Here is a 23,254-nt window from a genome sequence, read left to right as displayed (position 1 = left end):
TAGCTACTAGCAACTATATTTCTGTTACGGCTAGATAGTCGAGTCGTGATCGGCGGCCGCAATTGATTCAAGAGGAGCGCAGCATGACACCGGGCGTGAACGGGCACAACGGCCATCTTGGTGACAACGTGACGCCAACCGGCGCATACGCCGAGATCACCGGAGTGGTCCGCCGCGCGGATAGCTGCGTAGTCGCTGCGGCGACTGTCACCGTGATCGATGTCGACGGACGGCAAGCTGCGCACACCGTCACCTCGACAGAGGGCACCTTTACCGTCCACGCGCTCGTCGAAGGACAGTACGTACTGGTCGTTTCCGCCGACGGCCACCAGCCAGCCGCCGCCACCGTGCTCGCGGCCGCGAGCGCCCTTCCGATCGAGATCGTGTTGTCGGGTTCGGCCGGCCTCGCCGGGCAGGTAACCAACGGCGCGTCCATGCGACCGATCTCCGGAGCCGCGATCACAATCGTCGATCACCGGGGACAGGTTGTCGCGACTACCGCCACCGACGCGACCGGACAGTGGGCGGTGGGCGGCATTGTCGATGGTGCCTACACACTCATCGTCACTGCCGACGGATTCGATCCGGCCGCCGAGTCGGTTTCCTATGCGGCGGCGTCAGGGGCCGTCGTCGAGACCGCGCTCCAGACCGCGGCCGAACTATCCGGTCAGGTAACAGACGGGTCGCCGAGCGCGGCGCCGGTGCCGCACAGCCAGGTCAGTCTGGTTGACAGCAGCGGCACGATGACCGCAAACGCGGTAACCAATGCTTCCGGACGCTTCATCTTCACCAATGTCGAACCTGGTGACTACACCGTGATCGCTAGCGGCTACGCACCGTCGGCGACGACCATCGACATCGAGCCGGGGCGATTCGTCAATTACGAGTTCACCCTCGGCGCGGCGGAATAGGAGTCGATATGTCAACACATCTCGCGGCGCGGATCACGACCTCTGGTGGGGACCCGCTGACCGACGCCATAGTAACGGTCATGTCCGCGGCCGGATTGCAGCACAGCATTTCTCGCACCGACGTAGACGGTGCGATCGCCGTCAGCGATCTCGATTCCGGCACCTACACCGTCGTCGCGACCTCACCCGGATATCAGCCGACCGCACGGGTGGCGATAGTGAACGGAAATCCGGTGACGCTGGGACAGATCGCATTGGTGCGAGCGGGCGGAGCGCCCGCACCGGAGGCCGGGCGATGGGAGATCGATGCCGGTCACTCGACCATCGAGATCAGTGTCCGTCACCTCGGAATCTCTACTGTGCGTGGACGTTTCGGCGATTTCCGTGGATCGATCGATGTGGCCGACAACGTCACGCGATCGTCGGTGACCGCCGAGATCGCCACCGGCAGTATCGATACCGACAACAGCATGCGCGACGACATCTTGCGGTCGAAGGCGTTCTTCGACGTCGAGGGGTTTCCGACGGCTCAGTTTCACGCCGGCGATATTCATCCCGCGACCGACGAGGGATGGACACTGTCGGGAACACTCACGCTGCGTGGCACGACGGTGCCGGTCGAGTTGGAACTGAGCTACTTGGGTCAGGTCGACGATCCGTGGGGTGGTCGCCGGGTCGGATTCCGGGCAACAGGTTCGCTGCACCGCAACGACTTTGGGATCAGCTTCGACGACAAGCTCCTGTCCGGCGTCGCACAGATCGGTGGCACGGCGCGAGTGAATCTGGATATCCAAGCGGTCCGCGTGGCTGACTGAGCGCCAAAAGTATTAAGCAGCAATAGTTTTGAGAGGCGAATATGTCGACTGACACAGCGGGCGAGACCGCGGGCGGTGCCCGCGTAAAACGGTCACGCCAGACTTCATTGACTGAACTCGGTCCCCACTACAAATGGATCGCGTTGTCCAACACCACCTTGGGCATGCTGATCGCCACGATCAACTCGTCGATCGTGCTTATCGCGCTGCCGGACATCTTCAAAGGCATCAACCTCAACCCACTCGAACCGCAGAACACCAGCTATCTGCTGTGGATGATGATGGGCTTTCTGGTGGTCACCGCTGTTCTGGTCGTCAGCTTTGGTCGCCTCGGCGATATGTTCGGCCGCGCCCGAATGTACAACATGGGTTTCGCGGTCTTCACGATCTCGTCGATCTTTCTGGCCATAACGTGGTTCGACGGCGCCGAGGCCGCCATTTGGCTGATCTTCTGGCGTGTTATCCAAGGCATCGGTGGTGCCTTCCTGATGGCCAATTCCTCGGCGATCCTGACCGATGCTTTCCCGGCGAACCAGCGCGGCCTCGCTATGGGTATCAATGGCGTCGCCGCGATTGCCGGATCGTTCCTCGGCCTGCTCATCGGCGGCGTGCTGGCGCCGATCCAGTGGCACTACATTTTCCTGGTGTCCGTGCCATTCGGTGTCGTCGGCACTATCTGGGCCTATCTCAAACTCCATGACATCGGCGAACGCCGGCACGCGAAGATGGACTGGTGGGGCAATCTGACGTTCGCCGTCGGGCTTATCGCCATCTTGATCGCGATCACCTATGGCATCCAGCCGTACGGTTCGTCGAATATGGGATGGACCAACCCCTGGGTGATGGCCGGGCTTATCGGCGGCGTGATCATGCTGGCGATCTTCGTGTTCATCGAGACCAAGGTCGACAGCCCGCTTTTCGAGTTGTCGCTGTTCAAGAACCGGTCGTTCGCATACGGCAATATCGCGAACCTGATGGCGTCGATCGGCCGCGGTGGCTTGCAATTCATCCTGATCATCTGGCTGCAGGGAATCTGGTTGCCGCAGCACGGATACGACTATTCGCGCACACCGCTCTGGGCCGGTATCTACATGGTGCCCATGACAATCGGCTTCCTGCTCAGCGCACCGGTTTCTGGCGCGTTGTCCGACCGGTTGGGCACCAAATGGTTCACCACGCTGGGCATGCTCATCACCGCGGGAACCTTCGCCGCGCTGATCGCCATCCCAGTCGACTTCAACTATGTCGTCTTCGCAATCATCTTGTTAATCAACGGTATTGGGATGGGTCTGTTCGCCTCGCCGAACCGTGCCGAGGTGATGAACTCGCTGCCGATCAGCTCACGCGGATCGGGCGCCGGCATGATGACGACATTCCAGAACGCCGCGATGGTGCTGTCTATCGGCGTGTTCTTCTCGCTGATGATCGCCGGTCTCAGTTCGACGTTGCCAACCGCGATGTACGACGGATTGACTACCAACGGCATGCCCGCCGCACCCGCGGACGGCATCGCACATCTGCCGACCGTCGGCATCTTGTTCGCTGCTTTCCTCGGCTACAACCCGATACAACAGGTCGGCGGGCAGGCACTACAGGGATTGCCGCAGAGCAGCATCGATCATCTGACCGGTCTGGACTTCTTTCCACATCTGATCAGCGACCCATTTGCCGACGGCCTGAGCGCCGCGTTCACCTTTGCCCTGATCTGCTGTGTTCTGGGCGCAATCGCGTCGCTCTTCACCGGTGGTCCGAGACGTCGGGCTCTTGTTCCAGAGACGGTTGGCGCCGAACTCGCCGCAGTGGCATCCGACGCCGGCATAGGCACCCCGGCATCCCTGGTTGACGAGGTTCCGTTGGCGCAGCCGGGAGATGGAGCTCGGATCGTCGGCAGCCTCACAGCCGTCGACGGCCAAATGATCGAGGGTGTCGCGATTACCGTCACCGACCTGCGTGGACGTCAGACCGGAACGGCACGCGTGTACTCCGACGGCTCCTATGCTGTGCGAGACCTCGAGGACGGCACCTACACCGTGATCGCGACCGCTCCCGGGCATCAGCCCCGCGCCATCGGGGTGTCGCTGACCGGGGAGGCCGTGGCGCGACGTGACTTCGAACTAAGTGGTGGCGCGACGATTCGCGGACGGGTCCGTGACGCGCAGCGGCCATTGTCGGCGAATCTCATTGTCACCGACCAATCAGGCGCGGTCGTAACCTCGTCACACGCCGATTCCGATGGACTGTTCACCATCAACGGGTTGGTGTCTGGTGCGGTTTTGGCGGTAACGGCGTCGGCGCCGGGTTATCAGCCGTCGAGTCATCTTGTGACAGTTGACGATTCATCGGCGAATATCGAGATCGTGCTGTCCGCGATCGGTGGCGTGCAAGGATATGTGCGCGGACCGGGCGGTACACCATTGGCGGGCGCCACCGTGTCGGCGCTCGGGCCCGACCAAACAATTGTGGCTTCGGTGAGCACCGACGAGGATGGTCGCTATCGAATCGAAGGTCTGACCGACGATACTTTCACGATCGTCGCGAGCGTTTCGCAGCCCAAGGCGGTATCGGTGAGAATCGTTGCCGGAGAGCCGAATGTCGTGGATATCGTGCTAGGCACCTGGCAGGGGTCGACGCTGTCGTAACCACACCTCGACTGGCGAGCCGGCGCTAACTCGCTAAGCTGTAGTCGATGCGCGACTTCCGATGTAAATCCTGCGGCCAGCGACTCGTCTTTGAAAACAGTCTGTGTCTGCACTGTCAGAGTTCATTGGGAGTGTCGCTCGATGATCGGAGCATCGTCGTGCTCGACGATGACGGTAAAGCTCTGGTGGACGGACGCACATTTGTCCGCTGCGCGAATTTCCTGGTAGCGCAATGCAATTGGCTGGTTGACGAGTCGAATTTCGGCGGCCTGTGTGAATCGTGCACGCTCACTCGAACCCGGCCGTCCGATGAAGACACCGTTGCGCTGGCGGAATTCGGCGAAGCCGAGACGGCTAAGCGTCGCCTGATCTTCGAACTGGTCGAACTCGGACTGCCGATTGTCTCGCGACATACCGACCCTGACGCGGGTCTCGCATTCGACCTGCTGTCGAGCGGTACGGAGCCCGTCGTCACCGGTCATGCGAACGGCCTCATCACACTCGACCTCGCCGAGGGCGACGATGTTCACCGGGAACAGATGCGTGTCGAATTGGCCGAGCCCTACCGAACGGTTCTCGGTCACTTTCGACACGAGATCGGGCATTACTACCAGACCGTGCTCGTCGGTGATGCCGACCAGGAACTGTTCACCGAACTCTTCGGCGATGCCACGCAGGACTATCAGGCCGCACTTGATCGGCACTATTCGGAGGGCGCCCCGGCCGGATGGCAGGACCGATTTGTGTCCTCCTATGCCACGATGCATCCCGCCGAAGACTTCGCCGAGACTTTCGCGCACTACCTCCACATCCGCGACACCCTCGATACCGCCGCGGCTTTCGCGCTCGCACCGGCAGATTCCACACTGGACAGCGACCTCTCCGGCGACGTCGGATTCGACCAGATCATCGACTGGTGGCTGCCACTGAGTTGGTCGCTCAATCAGATCAACAGGTCGATGGGGCAACCCGATCTGTACCCCTTTGTGCTTGCCGACGCAGTGATCACCAAGATCCGTTTTGTACATGGGTTGGTCACCTCAGAGAAGTAACCTCAGTCGCAAACGCGGTTTATTCGGTCCTGATTGCACGCAATCGCTGGTCATAGGTCATCATGTACGCGTGGGTGCGATCAAGGTGCGAGACGCCGCCAAACTTCTCGGTGTCAGTGATGACACTGTCCGACGATGGATCGCCAGTGGGCGGCTGGCCACGACGGGACAAGATGGCGCGGCATCAGTCGACGGGGCGGAACTCGCGAACTTGGCACGAGAACGCGCGGCGGCACCGGAGGATGACGACGGAATACTGCGGTCGGCGCGCAATCGGTTCACCGGGTTGGTTACCGAGGTTCGGGTCGACGGCGTGATGGCACAGGTTCGGATGCAGTGTGGTCCTTTCGAGATCACGTCGTTGATGAGTGCCGAAGCAGTAACTGAGTTGTCTCTGCGACCGGGGTCGGTCGCCACAGCGGTTGTGAAGGCCACAACCGTCATCGTTGAGACGAAACGAGACGAGAAATGAAAAAGCTGTTCGCCTTGGCGATCGTGGCGGCCGCTCTGTTGCTGGCAGGATGCTCGTCAACCGACGACGCCGCATCGACGGAGTCGGCCCCACCGACGACCCTCAACGTCTATGCGGCGGCATCGCTGAAGAAGACTTTCACCACCATTGCCGCCGATTTCGAGAAGGCTCACCAGGGTGTCAAGGTGACCTTGTCATTCGACGGCTCATCGACCCTGGTCAATCAAATCAAGCAGGGTGCCCCCGCCGATGTGTTCGCCAGTGCGGATCAGAAGAATATGGCCAAGCTCGGCGACAAGGCGAACGATCCGAAGGTCTTCGCGACGAACACCCTGGTCATCGTTACCGCGCCCGGAAATCCCAAGGGAATTCACTCGATTGGCGATCTCAACAAGGTAGGCGTGACGACAGTCGTGTGTCAGTCGGCGCAGCCATGCGGCAATGCGACCGACACGGTCGAAAAGAACACCGGCATCACCATCCGCGCCGCCTCGCAGGAGCAGTCGGTGACCGCCGTGCTGACCAAGGTGACGTCGGGCCAAGCCGATGCCGGGCTGGTGTATGTGACTGACGCCAAGGGCGCCGGGAACAAGGTGGCTACCGTGGTGGATCCCGCGTTCGCGAAGGTGGTCAACACCTATCCGATCGCCGTTACGCAAGGCAGCGCCAATGACGGAGTGGGCAAAGAGTTCGTCGACGCGGTACTGAGTCCGGCCGGCCAGAAGGTCCTGCAAGACGCCGGTTTCGGCAAGCCCTGATGCCGAAAGCCCTGGGCGGGTTGCGATTTCGCTCTGCCACGGGCCTGCCCGGATGGTTGTATCTACCAGCGGCGGCAGGGGTGGCGCTCATTGTCGTGCCGCCGATCGCACTGGTGTCGCAGACGCCGTGGGACCAGTTTCTCAGTCAGGTGTGGTCGGAGTCATCGCGTGAGGCGCTCCTGTTGTCGCTACGTACCGCCACGTTGTCGACGATTCTCTGCGTGGTGCTCGGTGTGCCGATGGCGGTGACCTTCGCCCGCCACGACGGAGTGATCACGCGTGTGCTTCGCTCACTTGTGTTGCTGCCGTTGGTATTACCGCCGGTTGTCGGCGGTATCGCGTTGCTCTACACCTTCGGCCGGATGGGGATGATCGGCCAGCCGCTGCGCTCAGCGGGCATCGACATCGCGTTCACTTCGACGGCCGTCGTGCTCGCGCAAACCTTTGTGGCACTTCCGTTTTTGGTGATCAGCGTTGAAGGTGCGCTGCGAGTCGCCGGGACCAAGTATGAGGAGGTCTCGGCGACATTGGGTGCCAGCCCGTCGCGTACGTTGGCGCGCGTGACGATTCCGTTGATCGCGCCATCGTTGCTCGCGGGCGTTGTGCTGGCATTCGCGCGAGCGTTGGGAGAGTTCGGCGCCACGATCACGTTCGCCGGTAATGCGCCGGGCACCACTCAGACCGCCCCGCTGGCGATCTACATGGCGGAGATCGACGATCCGCAGTCGGCCATTCCACTGTCGTTAGTGCTTGTCCTGCTGTCGCTGATCGTCGTGGTCGCGGTTCATACTCGCCGCCGCATCGGCCGGGGAATGCTATGACGGTCACCACCACCGATACCGCGGATGTGGTTGTGCGGATTGAGAATCGCCTGCCGCGGCTCCACTTGGAGCACACCTTCGCTGGCGGCCGGACGACGGCCGTTGTTGGCCCAAATGGTGCGGGAAAGACGACGCTGCTGCGCGCGCTGGCCGGGCTATTGCGCGCGGATGTCGCCAGCGTGGCTGTCGGCGACGACATTCTGTCGGGCCCTGGACTGGCAGTGCCCCCGCATCGCCGAAATGTTGCCCTGCTGAGCCAGGACGCACGCCTCTTCCCGCATCTGAGCGTCGCGGACAACGTGGCGTTCGCGCCCCGCGCTCAGCGACTATCGAAAACACAGGTGAACGATCTTATAGCCAGCTGGCTACATGCCTGTGAAGTGGCAGACCTCGCCGACCGCAAGCCCTCCCAGCTGTCCGGCGGGCAGGCCCAGCGTGTCGCGATCGCGCGGGCGTTGGCCGCGCAGCCACGAATCTTGTTGTTGGACGAACCATTCCGTGCGCTCGACGTGGACGTCGCGGGGCGGCTGCGAGCCCTATTGCGCGACCTCCTCGCCGCGCGTGAGCAGACGACAATCATGGTTACGCATGACGTCGTTGACGTGGTAACACTCGCCGACGACGCTCTGGTATTCGACAACGGCCGGGTGGCCGACCGCGGGCCGGTACCAGATGTACTACATCGACCGGCGAACTCGTTTGCCGCAAGTCTGGCCGGGCTGAATCTGGTGTCCGGAGTCTGGGACGGCGCGGCGGTGGTCGGGCCGGGAGTCTCAGTCGCCGGGTTCGCGGCCGAACCGGTGCGCGTCAACACGAGTGCGACCGCCGTATTCGGACCCGACGCCGTGGTGGTGGCTACGTCGGAACCGACCGATGCGAGTTTCCGCAACGTCTACCGCACCACCGTCTCGCAGGTCGTTCCGCAGGGGGATCGATTCTTGCTCCGTGCCGAATTCGCCGATCAGGAAATGAGCGCCGAATTGACACGGGAAGCATTGGCGCAGTTGCGAATCGGAGTAGGTTCTCACGTGTGGCTGGCCGTCAAAGCCAGTGCCGTGCGTGTCTACTGACGTCTGTCAGCCGCCCGCGTTGAGGGTGCATTGGACAGTCAACAACTTCGGTTGTGCGCCTTGTACATGTGAAATCGCTTGGTTGATCGCCTCTTGCCGGGTCGACGCCCACCCCCAGCCCCAGTAGAGATTTGCCTGCGATTGGGCAACCGCGCCACACCCGTTGTAGAAGCGGCTCACCACCTGGCATGTGGCGTCCGCGCATTGGCCAAGTGCTGCGGTGTCAGCTGCGCCCTGGCTCCGATTGTTTATCGAGTAGCCGACGCTTCCGGTATCACGCGAGATCGCGATCGCGCCGAAATAGGTTATCGGCGGGGCAACGGTGGTGGTCGTGCTTGTTGTGGTTTCGGTAGTCGAGTAGCTCGAATAGTCCGTGGTCGTTGTCGTCGACGTCGATGATCCCGATGCCAACGGCGTGGCGTCGTCGTCATGGCCCCGGTTCACGAGTACGGCGATTGCGCCAACGATCCCCAGTACCACCACGACCACCACCGCTGCGATAGCGATGATGACGCCGGTGGACATTCCGGGGCGCGGCGGCGGATTGCCCGGCCCGCCCGGAAACTGTGGCGCGCCTGGATATTGGGGCCCACCGGGGTATTGGGGCGCTCCATAGGGATTGGTGCCGAACTGAGGGCCCGGCTGCTGGGGTTGATTGCCCGGATTTCCCGGCCATTGACTGTTCGGCTGATTGTCGGGGGAGGGCGACTGCCCGGGGTAATACGACATCGTCAGTGGTCCCGGCTGTCGAGCGCCGCCGCGCGGAGTTTTAGATTCATCCTGGTCGACAAGACCAGCTTCACTTCGTGATCGATCACAGTTGCTCCTTCGGGCCCAACGCTAGATTAGTCCAACGATATTGCCGCGCTGAGTCAGTCGGTGAGCGACCCGCCCGCCGATCGCCAATGGATCAGCCCGCCGCTCATATTCACTGCATCGAATCCGTTCTCCACCAACAAGTTCGCGGCGCCCGCGGATCGGATGCCGCCAGTACAGAACGCGATGAGAAGCCGATCGTCGGGCAGCTCGAGGCACCGGGTGGGCAGTACCTCCAGTGGCATATGTACGGCGCCCGGAATATGGACTCGATTCCATTCGAAGTCACGGCGTACGTCGATGACGAGCGCTCCCTGCGCTACCAGCGCAAGAGCGTCGGCTGCGCTCACCGCCGGTGGCCGACGGAGGTAGTGGCGAAAACTCATGAGGCTGCCGGTGCGAGACGCTGGGGGAGTGCGATCGCGAGCAAAGCCACCGTTGGACTGAAAGGCGGCCTGTCGGACATGCTCGCAGACTACCCTCGCAACCGTAGCCGCTCCGGTTAGATACCTCGCGAACGACGTGAAGGAGAATCTTCGATGACCGCTCCCATCGACTCGACGAATGACCTGGCAACCGAACCGCTCCGTTCGCGCCGCAATCATTGGAACAACCAGGTACGTAGGCATTCGTTCATGAAGCCCGACGAAGTTGCCATCAAATATCTAGACCACGCGACGTCGTGGCGCGAGCTCGATACGCGGTCGCGCGGCTTCGCAGCGGCACTACATCGCCGGGGAGTCAGATTCGGCGACCGGGTGTTGATGGCGTTACTCAACCGGACCGAATATATCGAAGCAGTACTGGGGGCCAATCTCATCGGCGCCATCCCGGTGCCGGTCAACATCCGCATGAGTCCGGCTGAAGTGGCCTATCTGGTCGCCGATAGTGGGGCGAGGGTGCTATTGACCGAGCAACTGCTGACGCCGCTCGCCGACGCGGTTGCGGCATCAACGGGAACAATCGAGACGATCATCGTCGTAGACGGCGGCACCGATGACCCCGCGCACCTCGACTACCAGAGCCTAGTCACCGAAGACAGTTCGGACCTACCGGAAATAGATGTTCCCGAAGAGACAGTCGCCCTCATCATGTACACCTCTGGGACAACCGGAAACCCCAAGGGCGCCATGCTCACTCACACGAATGTGCAAGCTCAGGCGATGACCACGATCAGCGCGACCGAACACCGCCGCGGCGACGTCGCTTCGGTTGTTCCGCCGCTTTTTCATATCGCGGGGATCGCGGCGTTCGCGCCGGTCTTCTATCTCGGAGCATCCGCGGTGATCCATCCACTGGGCGCTTTCGACGCAGACACCATGCTCGACACCTTGGAGCGAGAAGGTACGACGTCGGTGTTCATGGTGCCGGCCCAATGGCAGGCGGTATGTGCGGCCGCGCAACGGCGACCTCGAAATCTCAAGTTGCGCAACATAAGTTGGGGAGCAGCGCCGGCGTCTCATTCGGTGCTAAGCGCGATGAATGAGAACTTTCCGACGGCGTCGAATATGACCGCGTTCGGACAGACCGAAATGTCGCCAGTGACCTGCTTGCTCGACGGGCGTGACGCACAGCGCAAGATGGGTTCGATCGGAAAAGTCGTGCCGTCGGTTACCGCCCGCATCGTCGACCCGTTAATGAACGACGTGAAGCCCGGCGAGATCGGTGAAATCGTCTATCGCGGACCGAATCTGATGAAAGGGTACTGGCGCAAACCGCAGGAGACCGCGGATGCGTTCCGTGGCGGATGGTTTCATTCGGGGGACTTGGTTCGAGAAGATGACGAGGGATTCCTCTACGTCGTCGACCGCGCGAAGGACATGATCATCTCCGGCGGAGAGAATATCTACAGCGCCGAGGTAGAGAATGTCCTGTTCGGGCATCCGGCGATCAAAGAGGCCGCGATTATTGGTCGCGCACACCATAAGTGGGGTGAGGTACCGGTCGCGATAGTCGTGCTCGACGGTGTTGACACACTGTCCCTCGAGGATCTGAAACCGTACCTCGACGAGAATCTGGCTCGGTTCAAGCAGCCGAAGGAGCTGATCATCATCGACGAGTTGCCGCGCAATGCCGGCGGCAAAGTGGTCAAGCCGCGGCTGCGAGATGCGTACGGAAGCAAGGATGCCGGCCTGTCCGACTGAACCCAATCCGTTGCGCGGCTTACCTTTCCGGTAGTTCGGCCGCCCGTACTACCAAAATTCTGGATTTTGCCCTCTCCTCAAGGGCAAGTTGCCCTCGCGGGGAGAACAGTTGCCAGAATTTTGGGTTGGCCCGATGTCAGTGGAGCGCGAGTGCAGTGCTGTCGTCGTCGATATGGGCGTTTTGCTGACGACGGCTGGTCGCGAACAGCAGCACCAACAGACCCAACAGGGTGATTGCGGCACCGGCCCAGATCGGTGAGGTATAACCAAGGCCAGCGCCGATGGTCAGGCCACCGACCCACGCACCCAACGCGTTTCCGACGTTGAACGCTGCGATGTTGGCACCTGACGCGAGGGTGGGGGCGGTCGATGCGTAGTTCATGATTCGCATTTGCAGGCCAGGGACAGTGGCAAATCCGAAGGCGCCCATAAGAATTAGCGACATGATGGTCATGATCTGGCTGCCTGCGGTGATCGCGAAGACGACCAGTACTACCGTCAACGTGGCGAGGATTGCGATCAGTGTCGTCGACAACGCGCGGTCAGCCGCCTTGCCTCCGAAGTAGTTGCCGATGAACAGGCCCGCACCAAACAGGACGAGTAGCCACGGCACGGTAGACGAGGCGAATCCGGAGACATCGGTGAGGGTATAGGCGATATAGGTGAAGGCGCCGAACATCCCACCGAAGCCTAGGATCGTGATGACGATGGAGAACCAGACCTGCGGCGAACGGAACGCGGTGATCTCGGTCCGCAGACTCGGCGTCGCGGCATCGTCGCCAGTTCTGGTGTCGGGCACCAGGATCGCAATACCGACGAGAGCGATCACGCCGATAACTGTGATCGCCCAGAACGTCGAACGCCAGCCCAGTTGCTGGCCGAGGAAAGTCCCGAAGGGAACACCGAGGACGTTGGCGATGGTCAATCCGGCGAACATCATGGCTATCGCACCGGCGCGCTTAGCGGGGGCGACCATGTCCGCCGCGACCACTGCACCAATGCCGAAGAACGCGCCGTGGCATAGCGCGGCCAGGATACGACCGCCGAGCAACATCTCATAGTTCACCGACAAGGCTGACAGCAGATTGCCGCCGATGAACAGGACCATCAGCGCCATCAACACACGTTTGCGGTCAAAGCGGATGACGGCCGCGGTGAGGGCGACTCCGCCGATCGCTACGGACAGCGCGTATCCCGAAATCAAGTACCCGGCAACCGATTCGGTGACGCCGAAGTCCGCGGCGACCTCCGGTAGTAGACCCATGATGACGAACTCGGTGAGTCCGATCCCAAAGCCGCCGAGGGCGAGGGCGAGGAGGCCGATAGGCATTGCTCATCCTTTCGTGACAAGATATAGCGCGTCTGCATTAGTTGCAGACGCGTTGTAAATACTTGCACGCGCTGGCTAGAAGCGCAAGCTGGTAGCATTGACGCATGAGTATTGCCGACGATGCAGTGGAGATTCGGTCCCAGGGCTGGCGCACGCTCGCGGCCTTGCACGGCTTTTTGGACACTGAGCTTGAACGCGCTCTGCAGCGTGAGCATCGACTGTCCGTCGTCGAATACACCGTTCTCGATGCGTTGAACCGGCAGGACGGGTGGCATATGCGGATGGCGCAATTGGCCCGCGCCGCAGCGTTGAGTTCAAGTGCCACAACACGATTGGTCAACCGGCTGGAAGAGCGTCACCTCGCCAGGCGCTACCTGTGTGCCGATGACCGGCGGGGGATTTACACCGAACTGACCGATGAGGGGCGCGAGTTGTTGGAACAGTCCCGGCCAACACATGACGCGACGTTGGAAGCCGCCTTGGATTCAGCTTGCGGCACACCCGAATTGGCGCCGCTGGTACGGGCATTGCATGAGTTGCCGACGGTAGCAACCTCCGCGAAGTAGACGGCCGATAGCCTGGGAAGCATGGTTAATCTCGCGTATGTCATCGCCGGTTCGGAAGCGACGGGCGGCGCCGGACTCCAAGCCGATCTGAAGACCTTTCAACAGTTGGGCGTATACGGCGTCGGCACGATCACCTGCATTGTGTCCTTCGATCCTAAAAACGGCTGGGGACACCGGTTCGTGCCGATCGCTCCCGAGGTTATCGCCGATCAAATCGAGGCAGCTACCGCGGCACACACGCTCGACGTCGTGAAGATCGGCATGCTGGGAACGCCGGCGACGATCGATACAGTTGCGCAATCGCTCGCACAGCAGTCCTGGCGCCATGTCGTCGTTGATCCCGTCTTGATCTGCAAAGGGCAGGAGCCCGGCGCCGCGCTAGACACTGACAACGCGCTGCGCACCCAGATCTTGCCGCTGGCCACCGTCGTCACACCAAACCTGTTTGAAGCGCGCACCCTGTCGGGCATGGATTCGATTGCGAGCGTTGATGATCTGGCGCAGGCAGCTCGGCGAATCGCGGATCTGGGCCCTCGCTACGTCGTGGCGAAAGGGGGAGTGGAACTGCCTGGTGACGACGCCGTCGACGTCGTATTCGACGGAAACGATATCACCATATTCCGCTCACCAAAAGTAGGCGAGGAACGAGTCTCGGGTGCTGGTTGCACTCTCGCGGCGGCGATCACAGCAGAGTTGACAAAGGGCGCCGAAGTGCTCGACGCCGTGTCGCGGGCGAAAGATCTGACCACGGCGGGAATCGTCGGGCGAATCTCAGCGAATACACCATTCGATACCGTGTGGCAGGGCGCCTGATTCTCGCAAGAGCACGTGGGCAAATTTGAACGATATTGCGACAGTGCGGGTTTCGATCGCTATCCGGTAGCAGCCGCATAGCAGCAGAGAGATTCGTTCCGGTCTGCGACGGGTACCAACAATCGCGCCCCACCCGCCGAGGCGAGTGGGGCGCGATGATGTAGGAACGAGCCGCTACTTAGCCGGCACGACCTTGTCGTTTACGGTCACCTCGACCTTGTCGGTCTTGGAGTCCCAGGTGATCTTGCCGTGTTCGAAGGTCGACGTCTTGACGGTGCCTTCTTCGGTCTCATCACTGGTGGCGGTGCCGAGCGGGCCGTTCGAGCCACCCTTGCCCTCTTCGGAAGGCTTACCGGTCTCGTCACGCTTGACGTTCCACGCGTCCCGGATCTTGCCCCACGTGATGTAGGCCGGGGTGCCAGCGTCAGCATTCTTCGCGGTGATGACACCACCGTCGAATTGCTGGAACACTACGCCGCTATCACTGGTACCTGATGCGTCATCGCCGGTCTTCGGCTTGCCCAGGTCGGTCTTCTGCTTATCGGTTGCCGCGCTGTACTTTGCGGCGACCGCGCCGGACAGCGTCACTTTGGTGCCGTCGGCGGCGGTGAGTTCCACCGACGACTTCTCGCCCGACGCATCCGCGGATCCGGAGGACGTTGCCGAGTCGGTGGCCGATGCGACTGCCGACGATGCCGACGATTCAGCCGAGCTGTCGTTGTCATCGCTACAACCTGCGACGACGAGGACGGCGATGGAGGCGGCAGCAGCGGCGCCGACTGTCCGTCGAATGATCTGCTTCATGATTCCCTTTCGGTTTCTGAGAGCAACTAAACGCACACGGTGGCACGGAAACGCGCACCGCCTTGAGCTAACCAGGAATCTCGGTTGGAGATGCGGCTTTCGAAAGCAGCGAAGCATCGAATAAGCGGCACATTAAAGGACGTAACGGACATTACGCCCTGGTTCGACATCTGCCGCAAGCTGTTTACCAGCGGAGAGCACTCTGTGGAGCAACTGAGCGGACTGGGCATTCGTTACCAATTCGTTGTACCGAGCCGGGATGTGTTGGCTGTCTTCGCACCCTTATTCAAGGCCGATCGCCGGGGGTCTGCTGCATTGGCGAGCACTAGTCGGCTCAGGTTTGATCGACTCGTGTCCCTGTTCGCCATTCGGATTCCACTTCGAGGAGCGGAGATGCACCGAGTCGTCGTAGATCCTCGTCGAACGCTTTGTGAATATGCTTCGACGCTTTGGTGGAACCCGCCGATACGAATCCAGCCAGTTCCATGTCCAAACCGATCGACAGGGGTTTTCGGGATGCGAAATACAGTGCTCGCTTTGCTTCGGCGATAGCGGTCGGCGACCTGCGCGCCAGTCGTGTCGCGGTCTCTTGGGCAGCGGCGAGGACGGCGCCCGGCGTGGCGAGATGATGGACAATCCCCAGGTCGAATGCCTCCTGCGCGGAGAATGTGGCCCCTTCGAGTATGTACTCGACAGCCTTGCCCAAGCCGATAATGCTCGGCAGCCGTTGTGTGCCGCCGCCGCCTGGGATCAGACCCGCGAGAAGTTCGATCTGTCCCATCCGAACGTGTTCGGCATTCTCGGCATAACGCAGATCGCAAGCCAATGCGATCTCCTGGCCACCACCTGTCGTTGGCCCATTGATCGCCGCGATGTAAACGACGCGAGAGCGATTCATTCGCAGGATTGTTCGTTTCCACCGCACACCCCACGCGATTGTCGAGGCAGTGGTACCGAGCTTCTCGAGTAGTGCGACTATTCCGGGCAATCGGGCGATGAAATCCTGTGCGGTGATCGCTGGGGTGAGCAACCGCCCTGGCAAATGCGGAAGTCGAGTCAGCGGTTGAATCCCGTCCGGGTCGGCGTGCGTCAAGAAGTTCTTATCGGTTCCGGTGAGCACTAACGCACCAATGCTGGGGTCCTTATCAACCGCACGAGTTAGGGCGTCGAGGTCGCGCACGAAGTCGATGGTCACGAAATGGTGTGGTGGTTGATTGAAGTAAGCGGTGAGAACTCGTCCGTCCTGACGGAGTGTGAGGGTGTTGAGTTCGAGATCCGCAGCGTTCGGTCGATTGCCCATACCAAGATCCTTTTGTTTGGTCGTCCGTATGGCTCTGAACTGGAGGAGTCGGCCGCCTCCGAGTCGGACTACTGGTCGGTAACCTGCACCGCCGAGAGTAGTAGACCGATCGGTGTACTGCAAGAAATTCGCGTGGTGAAGGTCGAAATCCGGTTGGCAGTTTCGTGATCTGGCGACCATGAGCGAGACGGGCAAACTATGGTGTACGTCACACAGCGTTAGCGTGGCGGCGACTACGGGTCGGCGCGAGAAGGAGACGAAGATGAGGCGCACAATCCTGCGAAGCATGGTGACCGGTATTGCGATTGCGGGAGTCACAGCCGCCGTGTTCGCCTCCGGCGTTAGCGCTGACGCCGCTGGACGCGGAATCACGTTGACCGCGAAGGACAATGCGGACTGTACGGCGACCTTCACTCTCACCAATTACACCAATTCCTCGTATTTCCAACCGGATTGGTGGTTTGAACAAGAAGCCAACGACACCTGGATTAACGCCGGCGCGAGCGACACGGGCCTACCGGTCACTCCGCCCTGGCGGTATACCAGTGGCGTGCCGTGGCCGATCGCAAGGTGGGTCGGCACGCCGGCGCTCCATTCGGAACTTGGTGCGGGCGTGACTCATTGGGGTAGTGGCGTGCCGTACAACAGTGCCGCCCAGCCTGACGGTTTTGTCAGCACAACGACGGTCAATCTCAAGACTGTGGAGAATCCTGCGCCTCCGACCCCGTCGACGTCGGGCACCCAAACCATCTACTACCGCGTGAAGACCGGACCGCAGACAGCCGATCGGCTACCGAACCCAGTCAAACTCGTTGTTACCGGTTGTAAGACCAAGTCGCCTGGCAACGGTTCGCTCGACTGGGGTTCATCGTCGGGGTCACTCGGCGGTATGTGAGTCCAGCACTGCCGCAAACCCCTCCTGAAGATCCTTGACGAAGAATTCGGGTACTTCGAGCGATGGGAAGTGTCCACCGGTTTCGGGCGTGGTCCAGCGGACTATTTGTCGATAACGCTCCCGAGCCCAGGGGAGCGGACACTTCTCGATGTCCCGGGGATACATCGTGATTGCCGACGGAACATCAACCCGAAGGTCGGGATCAAGCGAGTCGTGGCTTTCGTAATAGATACGCGCTGCCGACGCGCCGCTTCGTGTCAACCAGTACAACGTGACATCGTCCAAAATTCGGTCTCTGGAAATCAATTCGAACGGGCTATCGTCGGTGTCCGTCCACTCCGCGAATTTGTCGAGGATCCAGGCGAGCAGACCAACCGGTGAGTCGACGAGGGAGTAGCCGATGGTTTGCGGCCGAGTGGCTTGCTGCTTCGCATATGCCGCGCGCAGTCGCCAAAAGTCGCGGGTCTCTTCGGTCCATCTCCGCTCGATCGGAGTTAGCCCGTCGGTCGTCAATCCTGGCGGCGCTTGCGCAAGTGCCGAATGGATCCCGAGAACATGCGTCGGGAACCTGCCCGCGAGGATCGTCGTGATCACGCCTCCCCAGTCACCGCCGTGGGCTAAGAATCTGCGGTAGCCGAGCCTTTCCATGAGTTTTACCCAGGCGGCTGCGATCTTCTCGGTCCCCCAACCGGTGCTGGTTGGTTTGTCGCTGTAGCCGAAGCCCGGCAAGGACGGAACGACGACGTGAAACGCTGGTGCGCCCGCATCCTTGGGTTCGGTCAGTTCGGCAATCACATCGATGAACTCAGCAATGCTGCCCGGCCAGCCGTGGGTCAGGATCAGCGGGGTGGCATCAGCGCGCGTCGATCGGCGATGCAGAAAGTGGATCCCCAAGCCGTCAATCGTTGTCCGGAACTGACCGATCTCGTTGAGCCGCGTTTCGAACAATCGCCAGTCGTACCCGGTGCGCCAGTAATTCACGATATCGGCAAGGTCAGCACGGGGAACGCCTTGATCCCATCGGCGCGGATCGGGGGCGGGACGATAGACGGGCCGCTTTGACCGGCGACGGCCGAGTCCTAGCGAGCGGCAATCGCAATGCGGGAACAGCGGACGTCGGTCTGTGGCGTGGCATGGTCGCCATTGCCGCGGGCAGTTATCACACAGTCGGAATTGAATCAGGAGGGCGCGTCCGCGCCGTCGGCAACAACGATCGAGGACAGTGCGACGTCGAATCATGGCGTGACGTCGTAGCCATCGCGGCCGGGTCAACACACACCCTCGGACTGCGCGTCGACGGCCATGTACTCGCGGCCGGAAACAATGATGATGGACAGTGCGCGGTGGACGGCTGGCGGTTGTGGTGAGGTAGCAGGCGGAGGCGGACGGCGGAGTAGATCAGCGCGGGCATCACATCGCCCACCCCGCACGCCACGGACGTGCGGTCATCGCCGACATACTTATATCTGGATGCGCGCTTATGTTGAGCTGATTAGGTCGAGGCACACGGATACTCCGAACTCGGTTAGTTCGTCGAGGTGCTGTGGATCTTGATTGTCGTACCAGCGCTCAATGAGTCCCGTGATACCGACGACGGCGAACAGTGCTCGGCTGGCGCTTTGTGGAGTTGGCTCGGTGATACCTAGTGACGCCTGGATGTACTGAGCGATCGCTTCCTGAGCTGCGTGCCGTTCAGCTCGCAGGTCAGGGCGTCGGGGAGTCTCAGTCGCCAACACCGCAACAACCGAAGGGTCCGCGACAGCACCAAGAATGAAGCCGGCCATGCCGGCGCGTAGCTGTGCCTTTACCGGTCCGGTGACGGCTGTTGCCTCAGCTGTCATGCGCTCCAAGAGCTGCTGGTAGGCGGCTCGCGCTACCTGCGCGGTGAACGCCTCTATTCCGTTAAATTCTTCGTAGAAGTATCTGTCGGCAACACCCGCTGCGGCACAAACCTTGCGGACACTGACCTTGTCCAGACCATCGGACGCCCACAACCCCCGGCCGGCTTCCAGTAGCGCTCGACGGCGGTGTGCCCGTCTGCTTGCGGCAGATTCACCGCGGTAGTTGCGTTGCGCGAGGCGCTGTTCGTCGTTGTTGACCTTTTGAGACATTGCTTATAGATTAGCCCCAATCACTTCTTAGGACGGTCGTCCTCAGATTGGAGCAGCGAATATGACCATCGGCAATCTAGCGTCGACCCCGCGTACCGCCGCGCTGAGTTCACAAGCAGCGTTGCGACAGTACGTTTCACTAGAGCGAGAGTATGACTACATCGTTGACGAAATGGATGGCGCTGTACCCGAAGGTTTGCTGGGCACCCTGTTTAGGATCGGCCCAGGAAAGTTCGAGATGGGCGAATCGCGGTTGCACACTATTTTCGAGGGCGATGGAATGGTGTCACGCTTCATCTTCGACGGCACCCAGAATATTCGATATACGAATAGATACGTCCGGACCGATCAGTTCAGAAAGGGCTTGAGCAACGGAAGATTACCCGAGCATGGGCCCGAGAATCCAGTAAAAGGGCGGAAGCTTCAAACGCTTACGCGATTGCGAAATGTAGCTAACACCAACATCATCCCGCTCGCCGGAGAAATGCTGGCCTGTTGGGAATTCGGCAACCCGCACCGAATGGACCCGGATACCCTAGAGACACTCGGCGCCGAGGATTTCGACGGAGCGCTCGGATATCTGGGGGCGTTCTCCGCCCATCCGAAGTGGGATGCCGAGACAGGGGAGATGTTCAACTTCGGCCTAGATTTCCTGCCTACGCCACGTCTTCGCTGCTATCGGAAAACACCCACCGGCAAGGTCGAACAGATCAATTCAGTAACGCTATGGGACATGGGGTGGAATCACGACTTCGCCTTGACGAAAAAGTACCTAGTCTTCTTGCTAGACCCATTCAGGATCCCCAATCCTATCAAACTAGCGCGAACCGGATCGCTCGCCAAAGCTTTGAAGTATCAGTTCGAAGACACATACAGCAAGATCGTCCTCGTACCTCGTGATGGCTCGAGGCCGAGAATAATCGATTATGACGCGCAACTACATATCCACATGACTAATGCGTACGAAGATGGATCCGACACGGTTTTTGAGTTCCCCCGCTATACCGATGTCGATTCTTTCTCCAGTATTAGACTCACAACAACTGGTCCGACGCAAGGCGGTCCACTCGCGAACATCATGCGCTGGCCAACTAGCCATCTAGTACGGTTGCGGGTCAGCCCGAGCGGACGGGTGACCGAAGAAGTCCTCACTCCCGACAACGCCATTGAATTTCCGCAATTTGATTGGCGGCGGTCAAATCTCCGCCACACAGTGACCTACTCGACCGCAAGCCGAGTCAAAGACGTCTCGCATTACGACGGGATCGGCAAATTCGACCACGCCAAGGAGACAGCAACATTCTGGCACCGCGACGATTGGGCTTTCGGTGAGCCGCTATTCGTGCCACGGTCGAAAATAGGGGCCGAAGATGACGGTTGGCTGCTCACGTTGAGTCAAAACCTGTTGACTCATCGCTCACAATTATCGATCTTTGACGCACGCGACGTCGAGGTCGGTCCAATCTGCACGCTATATCTAAAACACCACGTACCGGTAGGCTTCCATGGCACGTTCACGTCTCGCGTGGCAATGCCGCAGGGATTGCGGGGTTAATCGGCGAGCCAAAACTATGCGACGAATATAGCTGCACAACCGCGGTCCGTAGACCCCGCATTATTCGAGACAATGCCGACAAAGCGCGCGATGCGTCGTCTCAAACCCGGCCCGGTTTCTCCGCAACTCCTTACTAAATTGATTCGCGCCGCGACCTGGGGCACCAAACGGCGGCAACGCACAGAGTTATCAATACATTGTCGCTACTGACCGAGAGCAGATCGCAGAACTAGCCAGCCTTTGGCGAAGGGTCTTCTAATTACTATATTGACACACTGGGTCAGGTCGTGCCGCCCAATTCATCCGAACCAGCCAGCAAAAGCTTCGTCACGCCCTGGAATATCAGCGAGATCATTTCCACGAAACATCCCATTCAGCCCTAATTACGTCACTGTGACGTTACCACTCCCGCGGCTCGGAGCGCGGGGACGGACGCCAGAGGACCTTGCCGAAACCCGCGCCGCTGTCAAGGAAAGCTCTTCAGCGGCAGGGAAGACGGCGTCGTAGGACGTGCGTGAACTGACCCTGAGAGTGTCGGATCGAGTCACGGTGCCGCGGCTGGGATAGCCGCGCCTGGCACAAAAGTGGAAGGTCATGACGGTACGGCTCGCCACGCTGCAATCGCGGCGAGAGGTGCCACAGACATCACGCAGTTCGCCCAAGCTGCTGTTCGCATGTGCGAGCATTAATGCTGTGAATGAAGCGAGGCACCTAGCGCTCCTAAGCCTCAGGGGTTGGACGTGGACTGATGAAGAACATGTTTTCAGCACGTTGGCAGCCAGACTGGGCACTACAGAGGTGCGTGGCCAAATACTTCGTCCTACGGTGGTCGATGATGCCCGAAAAGGCACGCACTCTGCCACTGTCGGACTAGGTGAGTTTCCGTGGCACACTGATGGCGCAATCGCGCTGAACCCACCACAGTGGATGGTCTTAAGGTGCATTGAGGCAAATCAACCGACATCGACTCAGATTTGTATTCCTACTGGTGATCTAAGGCGGGCGCTGCGCCGCCTGACTCTGCTTATCCGCCAAGAGTCTGGGCGAAAAGCTTACCTCCCAGCGTTCGTCAACTCGGGCCCAAAAGAATGGCGACTGCGTTGGGATCCGCGCGCAATAGTCATTGGCCCGGACGACGCGCGCGCAGCTGTGGAGAGTGCCCAGCCGACTGATGAGGTTGCCTGGCAACCGGGCCGGATCCTCATCCTGGATAATCATCGTGTAATGCACCGGCGGCCATCGGTACCCGCTGCTACTGGGCGTGCTCTTCTTCGAACTTTCATTACTAAGTAAGGATCTTTAGGTGTGGGATTACGACGGATTCATCGGCAAGGCCCGGCTCTACTTCACACGTGGGGCGGAACACGAGCACTCCGATGACGACGAGTTCGCGATCTGGCACCTTCTTGGATTCGAGTTCCTGTTACGGACGCCTTTGGCAAATCTGCATCCAAGTCTCCTGGCTGCGACAAACGACAGCGACAGTTTGCTCGCCGCAAACGGCGTCACGACCCCCAAGGACCCAAAAAGCGTTGCGAGCGGAGTAGTGATCGACCGCTTAGCGCGAATTGTCCCAGAGTTTGCCGGCGACGCAGTTAGCGATTCTTTGTTTCTTATGAACCTGAGAAACGCGGAACTGCATGCGTCCAACGCCGCTGTGAGTGAGGTACCGAACGACCTTTGGCTGCCTAAGCTTGTGCGGGTCGCCAAGATCATCTGTCAACACTTGGCGATTGATCCGCAAGATGTCCTCGATGACGCCGTTGTGAAGCTCGGAGAAATCCTTCTTGATGAGGCCGACAAGAAGGTTGCTCGCGGAGTCGAATTGAAGATCCAAGCGTGCCTAAGCTTCCTGGAGAAACTGAGCCAGGACGAAATCGCTGCACGCGTCGCCGCGGCCGAGCCAACTGGGTTGGAGTTGCTTGCGCGGCAGCGTACAACTGCAGCCGTGAAGTGCCCGGTCTGCGAGCATACAGTCTATGCGCCGAAGACCTATGTCCGAAGTGCCCGTGAGCATCTGGACGGCGATACAGTGATCCGCGACGACATCTATCTCCTCGACGAACTCAAATGCCCGGTTTGCGGACTTGAGCTTCTGGGCGCACCTGAACTTGTCGCAGCACAGGTTCCCCAGCAGGTGACCGAGCAAGAGCACGAGTCATTGGACGAGAGATACCAGGTCGAATCCAACTACGACGGTCCGGAATACATGGACGAGTGATCCCAATCGGACTAGCCCAAATATGTGGATAATCGTCATTTTCCATATATTGTCTAAGACTCGGCGCATCTTGGGGCATTGCAACGATAGAGGCGACGTACATTACGTCACAGTGACGTAATGTACGTTCAGGATGGGCGGGTAGGAAGTCGCCCGAATCG

At 60.3% G+C, this 23,254-nt stretch carries 23 protein-coding genes; 16 read left to right on the top strand and 7 right to left on the bottom strand.

What is annotated here, in order from left to right:
* Nucleotides 1–83 precede the first annotated feature (83 nt).
* The 8 genes from GOEFS_RS09960 (at nucleotide 84) to GOEFS_RS09925 (ending at nucleotide 8,538) form a co-directional block, all read left to right on the top strand.
* Complete coding sequence (locus GOEFS_RS09960) at nucleotides 84–911, top strand: MSCRAMM family protein (protein WP_007317774.1); 828 nt, start codon at nucleotides 84–86, stop codon at nucleotides 909–911.
* Between the two features lie 8 nt (nucleotides 912–919).
* On the top strand, nucleotides 920–1,726 hold the full coding sequence (locus GOEFS_RS09955) for a YceI family protein (protein ID WP_007317773.1): 807 nt from the start codon (nucleotides 920–922) through the stop codon (nucleotides 1,724–1,726).
* 41 nt (nucleotides 1,727–1,767) lie between these two features.
* On the top strand, nucleotides 1,768–4,365 hold the full coding sequence (locus GOEFS_RS23930) for an MFS transporter (protein WP_007317772.1): 2,598 nt from the start codon (nucleotides 1,768–1,770) through the stop codon (nucleotides 4,363–4,365).
* 47 nt (nucleotides 4,366–4,412) lie between these two features.
* Complete coding sequence (locus tag GOEFS_RS09945; protein ID WP_040524865.1) at nucleotides 4,413–5,417, top strand: zinc-binding metallopeptidase family protein; 1,005 nt, start codon at nucleotides 4,413–4,415, stop codon at nucleotides 5,415–5,417.
* A 70-nt stretch (nucleotides 5,418–5,487) separates the two neighbouring features.
* Nucleotides 5,488–5,889: a TOBE domain-containing protein gene (locus tag GOEFS_RS09940; RefSeq protein ID WP_007317770.1), complete on the top strand. Its 402-nt coding sequence runs from the start codon at nucleotides 5,488–5,490 to the stop codon at nucleotides 5,887–5,889.
* Entirely contained in the window at nucleotides 5,886–6,647 is a 762-nt protein-coding gene (gene modA / locus GOEFS_RS09935) for a molybdate ABC transporter substrate-binding protein (RefSeq protein ID WP_007317769.1), read from the top strand. Before GOEFS_RS09940 ends, modA begins: the two co-directional genes overlap by 4 nt.
* Nucleotides 6,647–7,468, top strand: coding sequence for an ABC transporter permease (locus GOEFS_RS09930; RefSeq protein WP_007317768.1), 822 nt, complete (start codon nucleotides 6,647–6,649; stop codon nucleotides 7,466–7,468). Before modA ends, GOEFS_RS09930 begins: the two co-directional genes overlap by 1 nt.
* Nucleotides 7,465–8,538: a sulfate/molybdate ABC transporter ATP-binding protein gene (locus GOEFS_RS09925; RefSeq protein WP_007317767.1), complete on the top strand. Its 1,074-nt coding sequence runs from the start codon at nucleotides 7,465–7,467 to the stop codon at nucleotides 8,536–8,538. The genes GOEFS_RS09930 and GOEFS_RS09925 overlap by 4 nt, the downstream gene beginning before the upstream one ends.
* A gap of 6 nt (nucleotides 8,539–8,544) precedes the next feature.
* On the opposite strand, the gene GOEFS_RS09920 is transcribed toward GOEFS_RS09925, so the two are convergent.
* Both GOEFS_RS09920 and GOEFS_RS09915 read right to left on the bottom strand, forming a co-directional pair.
* Nucleotides 8,545–9,267 (bottom strand): DUF4189 domain-containing protein, encoded by a 723-nt coding sequence (locus tag GOEFS_RS09920; RefSeq protein ID WP_007317766.1) that lies wholly within the window; start codon nucleotides 9,265–9,267, stop codon nucleotides 8,545–8,547.
* Nucleotides 9,268–9,410: 143 nt separating this feature from the next.
* Nucleotides 9,411–9,740, bottom strand: coding sequence for a rhodanese-like domain-containing protein (locus GOEFS_RS09915; RefSeq protein ID WP_040524864.1), 330 nt, complete (start codon nucleotides 9,738–9,740; stop codon nucleotides 9,411–9,413).
* Nucleotides 9,741–9,893: 153 nt separating this feature from the next.
* Between GOEFS_RS09915 and fadD5 the strand changes: the two genes are divergently transcribed.
* Nucleotides 9,894–11,498 carry a fatty-acid--CoA ligase FadD5 gene (gene fadD5, locus GOEFS_RS09910; RefSeq protein ID WP_007317764.1) on the top strand — a complete coding sequence of 535 codons (1,605 nt, stop codon included), beginning with the start codon at nucleotides 9,894–9,896 and terminating at the stop codon, nucleotides 11,496–11,498.
* 136 nt (nucleotides 11,499–11,634) lie between these two features.
* Here the strand turns inward: fadD5 and GOEFS_RS09905 are convergent, their stop codons facing one another.
* Entirely contained in the window at nucleotides 11,635–12,828 is a 1,194-nt protein-coding gene (locus tag GOEFS_RS09905; RefSeq protein ID WP_007317763.1) for an MFS transporter, read from the bottom strand.
* 104 nt (nucleotides 12,829–12,932) lie between these two features.
* Between GOEFS_RS09905 and GOEFS_RS09900 the strand changes: the two genes are divergently transcribed.
* Together GOEFS_RS09900 and thiD are read left to right on the top strand one after the other, a co-directional pair.
* The gene (locus GOEFS_RS09900; RefSeq protein WP_007317762.1) at nucleotides 12,933–13,394 is read left to right on the top strand and encodes a MarR family winged helix-turn-helix transcriptional regulator; all 462 of its coding nucleotides are present in this window, start codon (nucleotides 12,933–12,935) and stop codon (nucleotides 13,392–13,394) included.
* 21 nt (nucleotides 13,395–13,415) lie between these two features.
* Nucleotides 13,416–14,207, top strand: coding sequence for a bifunctional hydroxymethylpyrimidine kinase/phosphomethylpyrimidine kinase (gene thiD, locus GOEFS_RS09895; RefSeq protein WP_007317761.1), 792 nt, complete (start codon nucleotides 13,416–13,418; stop codon nucleotides 14,205–14,207).
* Between the two features lie 174 nt (nucleotides 14,208–14,381).
* On the opposite strand, the gene GOEFS_RS09890 is transcribed toward thiD, so the two are convergent.
* Nucleotides 14,382–15,011 (bottom strand): LGFP repeat-containing protein, encoded by a 630-nt coding sequence (locus GOEFS_RS09890; protein ID WP_007317760.1) that lies wholly within the window; start codon nucleotides 15,009–15,011, stop codon nucleotides 14,382–14,384.
* 334 nt (nucleotides 15,012–15,345) lie between these two features.
* Nucleotides 15,346–16,311, bottom strand: coding sequence for an enoyl-CoA hydratase/isomerase family protein (locus GOEFS_RS22850; protein ID WP_007317759.1), 966 nt, complete (start codon nucleotides 16,309–16,311; stop codon nucleotides 15,346–15,348).
* Between the two features lie 262 nt (nucleotides 16,312–16,573).
* Between GOEFS_RS22850 and GOEFS_RS09880 the strand changes: the two genes are divergently transcribed.
* Entirely contained in the window at nucleotides 16,574–17,206 is a 633-nt protein-coding gene (locus tag GOEFS_RS09880; protein WP_007317758.1) for a hypothetical protein, read from the top strand.
* On the opposite strand, the gene GOEFS_RS09875 is transcribed toward GOEFS_RS09880, so the two are convergent.
* Complete coding sequence (locus GOEFS_RS09875; RefSeq protein WP_050949861.1) at nucleotides 17,189–18,316, bottom strand: epoxide hydrolase family protein; 1,128 nt, start codon at nucleotides 18,314–18,316, stop codon at nucleotides 17,189–17,191. The genes GOEFS_RS09880 and GOEFS_RS09875 overlap by 18 nt on opposite strands.
* Between GOEFS_RS09875 and GOEFS_RS22845 the strand changes: the two genes are divergently transcribed.
* Nucleotides 18,265–18,573: an RCC1 domain-containing protein gene (locus tag GOEFS_RS22845; RefSeq protein ID WP_007317756.1), complete on the top strand. Its 309-nt coding sequence runs from the start codon at nucleotides 18,265–18,267 to the stop codon at nucleotides 18,571–18,573. The two genes, GOEFS_RS09875 and GOEFS_RS22845, sit on opposite strands and share 52 nt — an antisense overlap.
* Before the next feature lie 111 nt (nucleotides 18,574–18,684).
* Here the strand turns inward: GOEFS_RS22845 and GOEFS_RS22445 are convergent, their stop codons facing one another.
* Nucleotides 18,685–19,317 (bottom strand): TetR/AcrR family transcriptional regulator, encoded by a 633-nt coding sequence (locus GOEFS_RS22445; protein WP_007317755.1) that lies wholly within the window; start codon nucleotides 19,315–19,317, stop codon nucleotides 18,685–18,687.
* A gap of 61 nt (nucleotides 19,318–19,378) precedes the next feature.
* On the opposite strand from GOEFS_RS22445, the gene GOEFS_RS09860 reads away from it, so the two are divergent.
* From GOEFS_RS09860 to GOEFS_RS09850, 3 genes are all read left to right on the top strand, one after another.
* The gene (locus GOEFS_RS09860) at nucleotides 19,379–20,872 is read left to right on the top strand and encodes a carotenoid oxygenase family protein (RefSeq protein WP_007317754.1); all 1,494 of its coding nucleotides are present in this window, start codon (nucleotides 19,379–19,381) and stop codon (nucleotides 20,870–20,872) included.
* Nucleotides 20,873–21,466: 594 nt separating this feature from the next.
* The gene (locus GOEFS_RS23960) at nucleotides 21,467–22,165 is read left to right on the top strand and encodes a TauD/TfdA family dioxygenase (protein ID WP_083837285.1); all 699 of its coding nucleotides are present in this window, start codon (nucleotides 21,467–21,469) and stop codon (nucleotides 22,163–22,165) included.
* Nucleotides 22,166–22,175: 10 nt separating this feature from the next.
* Nucleotides 22,176–23,093 carry a hypothetical protein gene (locus GOEFS_RS09850; RefSeq protein ID WP_007317753.1) on the top strand — a complete coding sequence of 306 codons (918 nt, stop codon included), beginning with the start codon at nucleotides 22,176–22,178 and terminating at the stop codon, nucleotides 23,091–23,093.
* Nucleotides 23,094–23,254 lie beyond the last annotated feature (161 nt).

The sequence above is a fragment of the Gordonia effusa NBRC 100432 genome (assembly GCF_000241305.1).
In the GTDB taxonomy this organism is placed as follows: Bacteria; Actinomycetota; Actinomycetes; order Mycobacteriales; family Mycobacteriaceae; genus Gordonia; species Gordonia effusa.
This window is presented reverse-complemented; position numbering and strand designations above follow the sequence as displayed.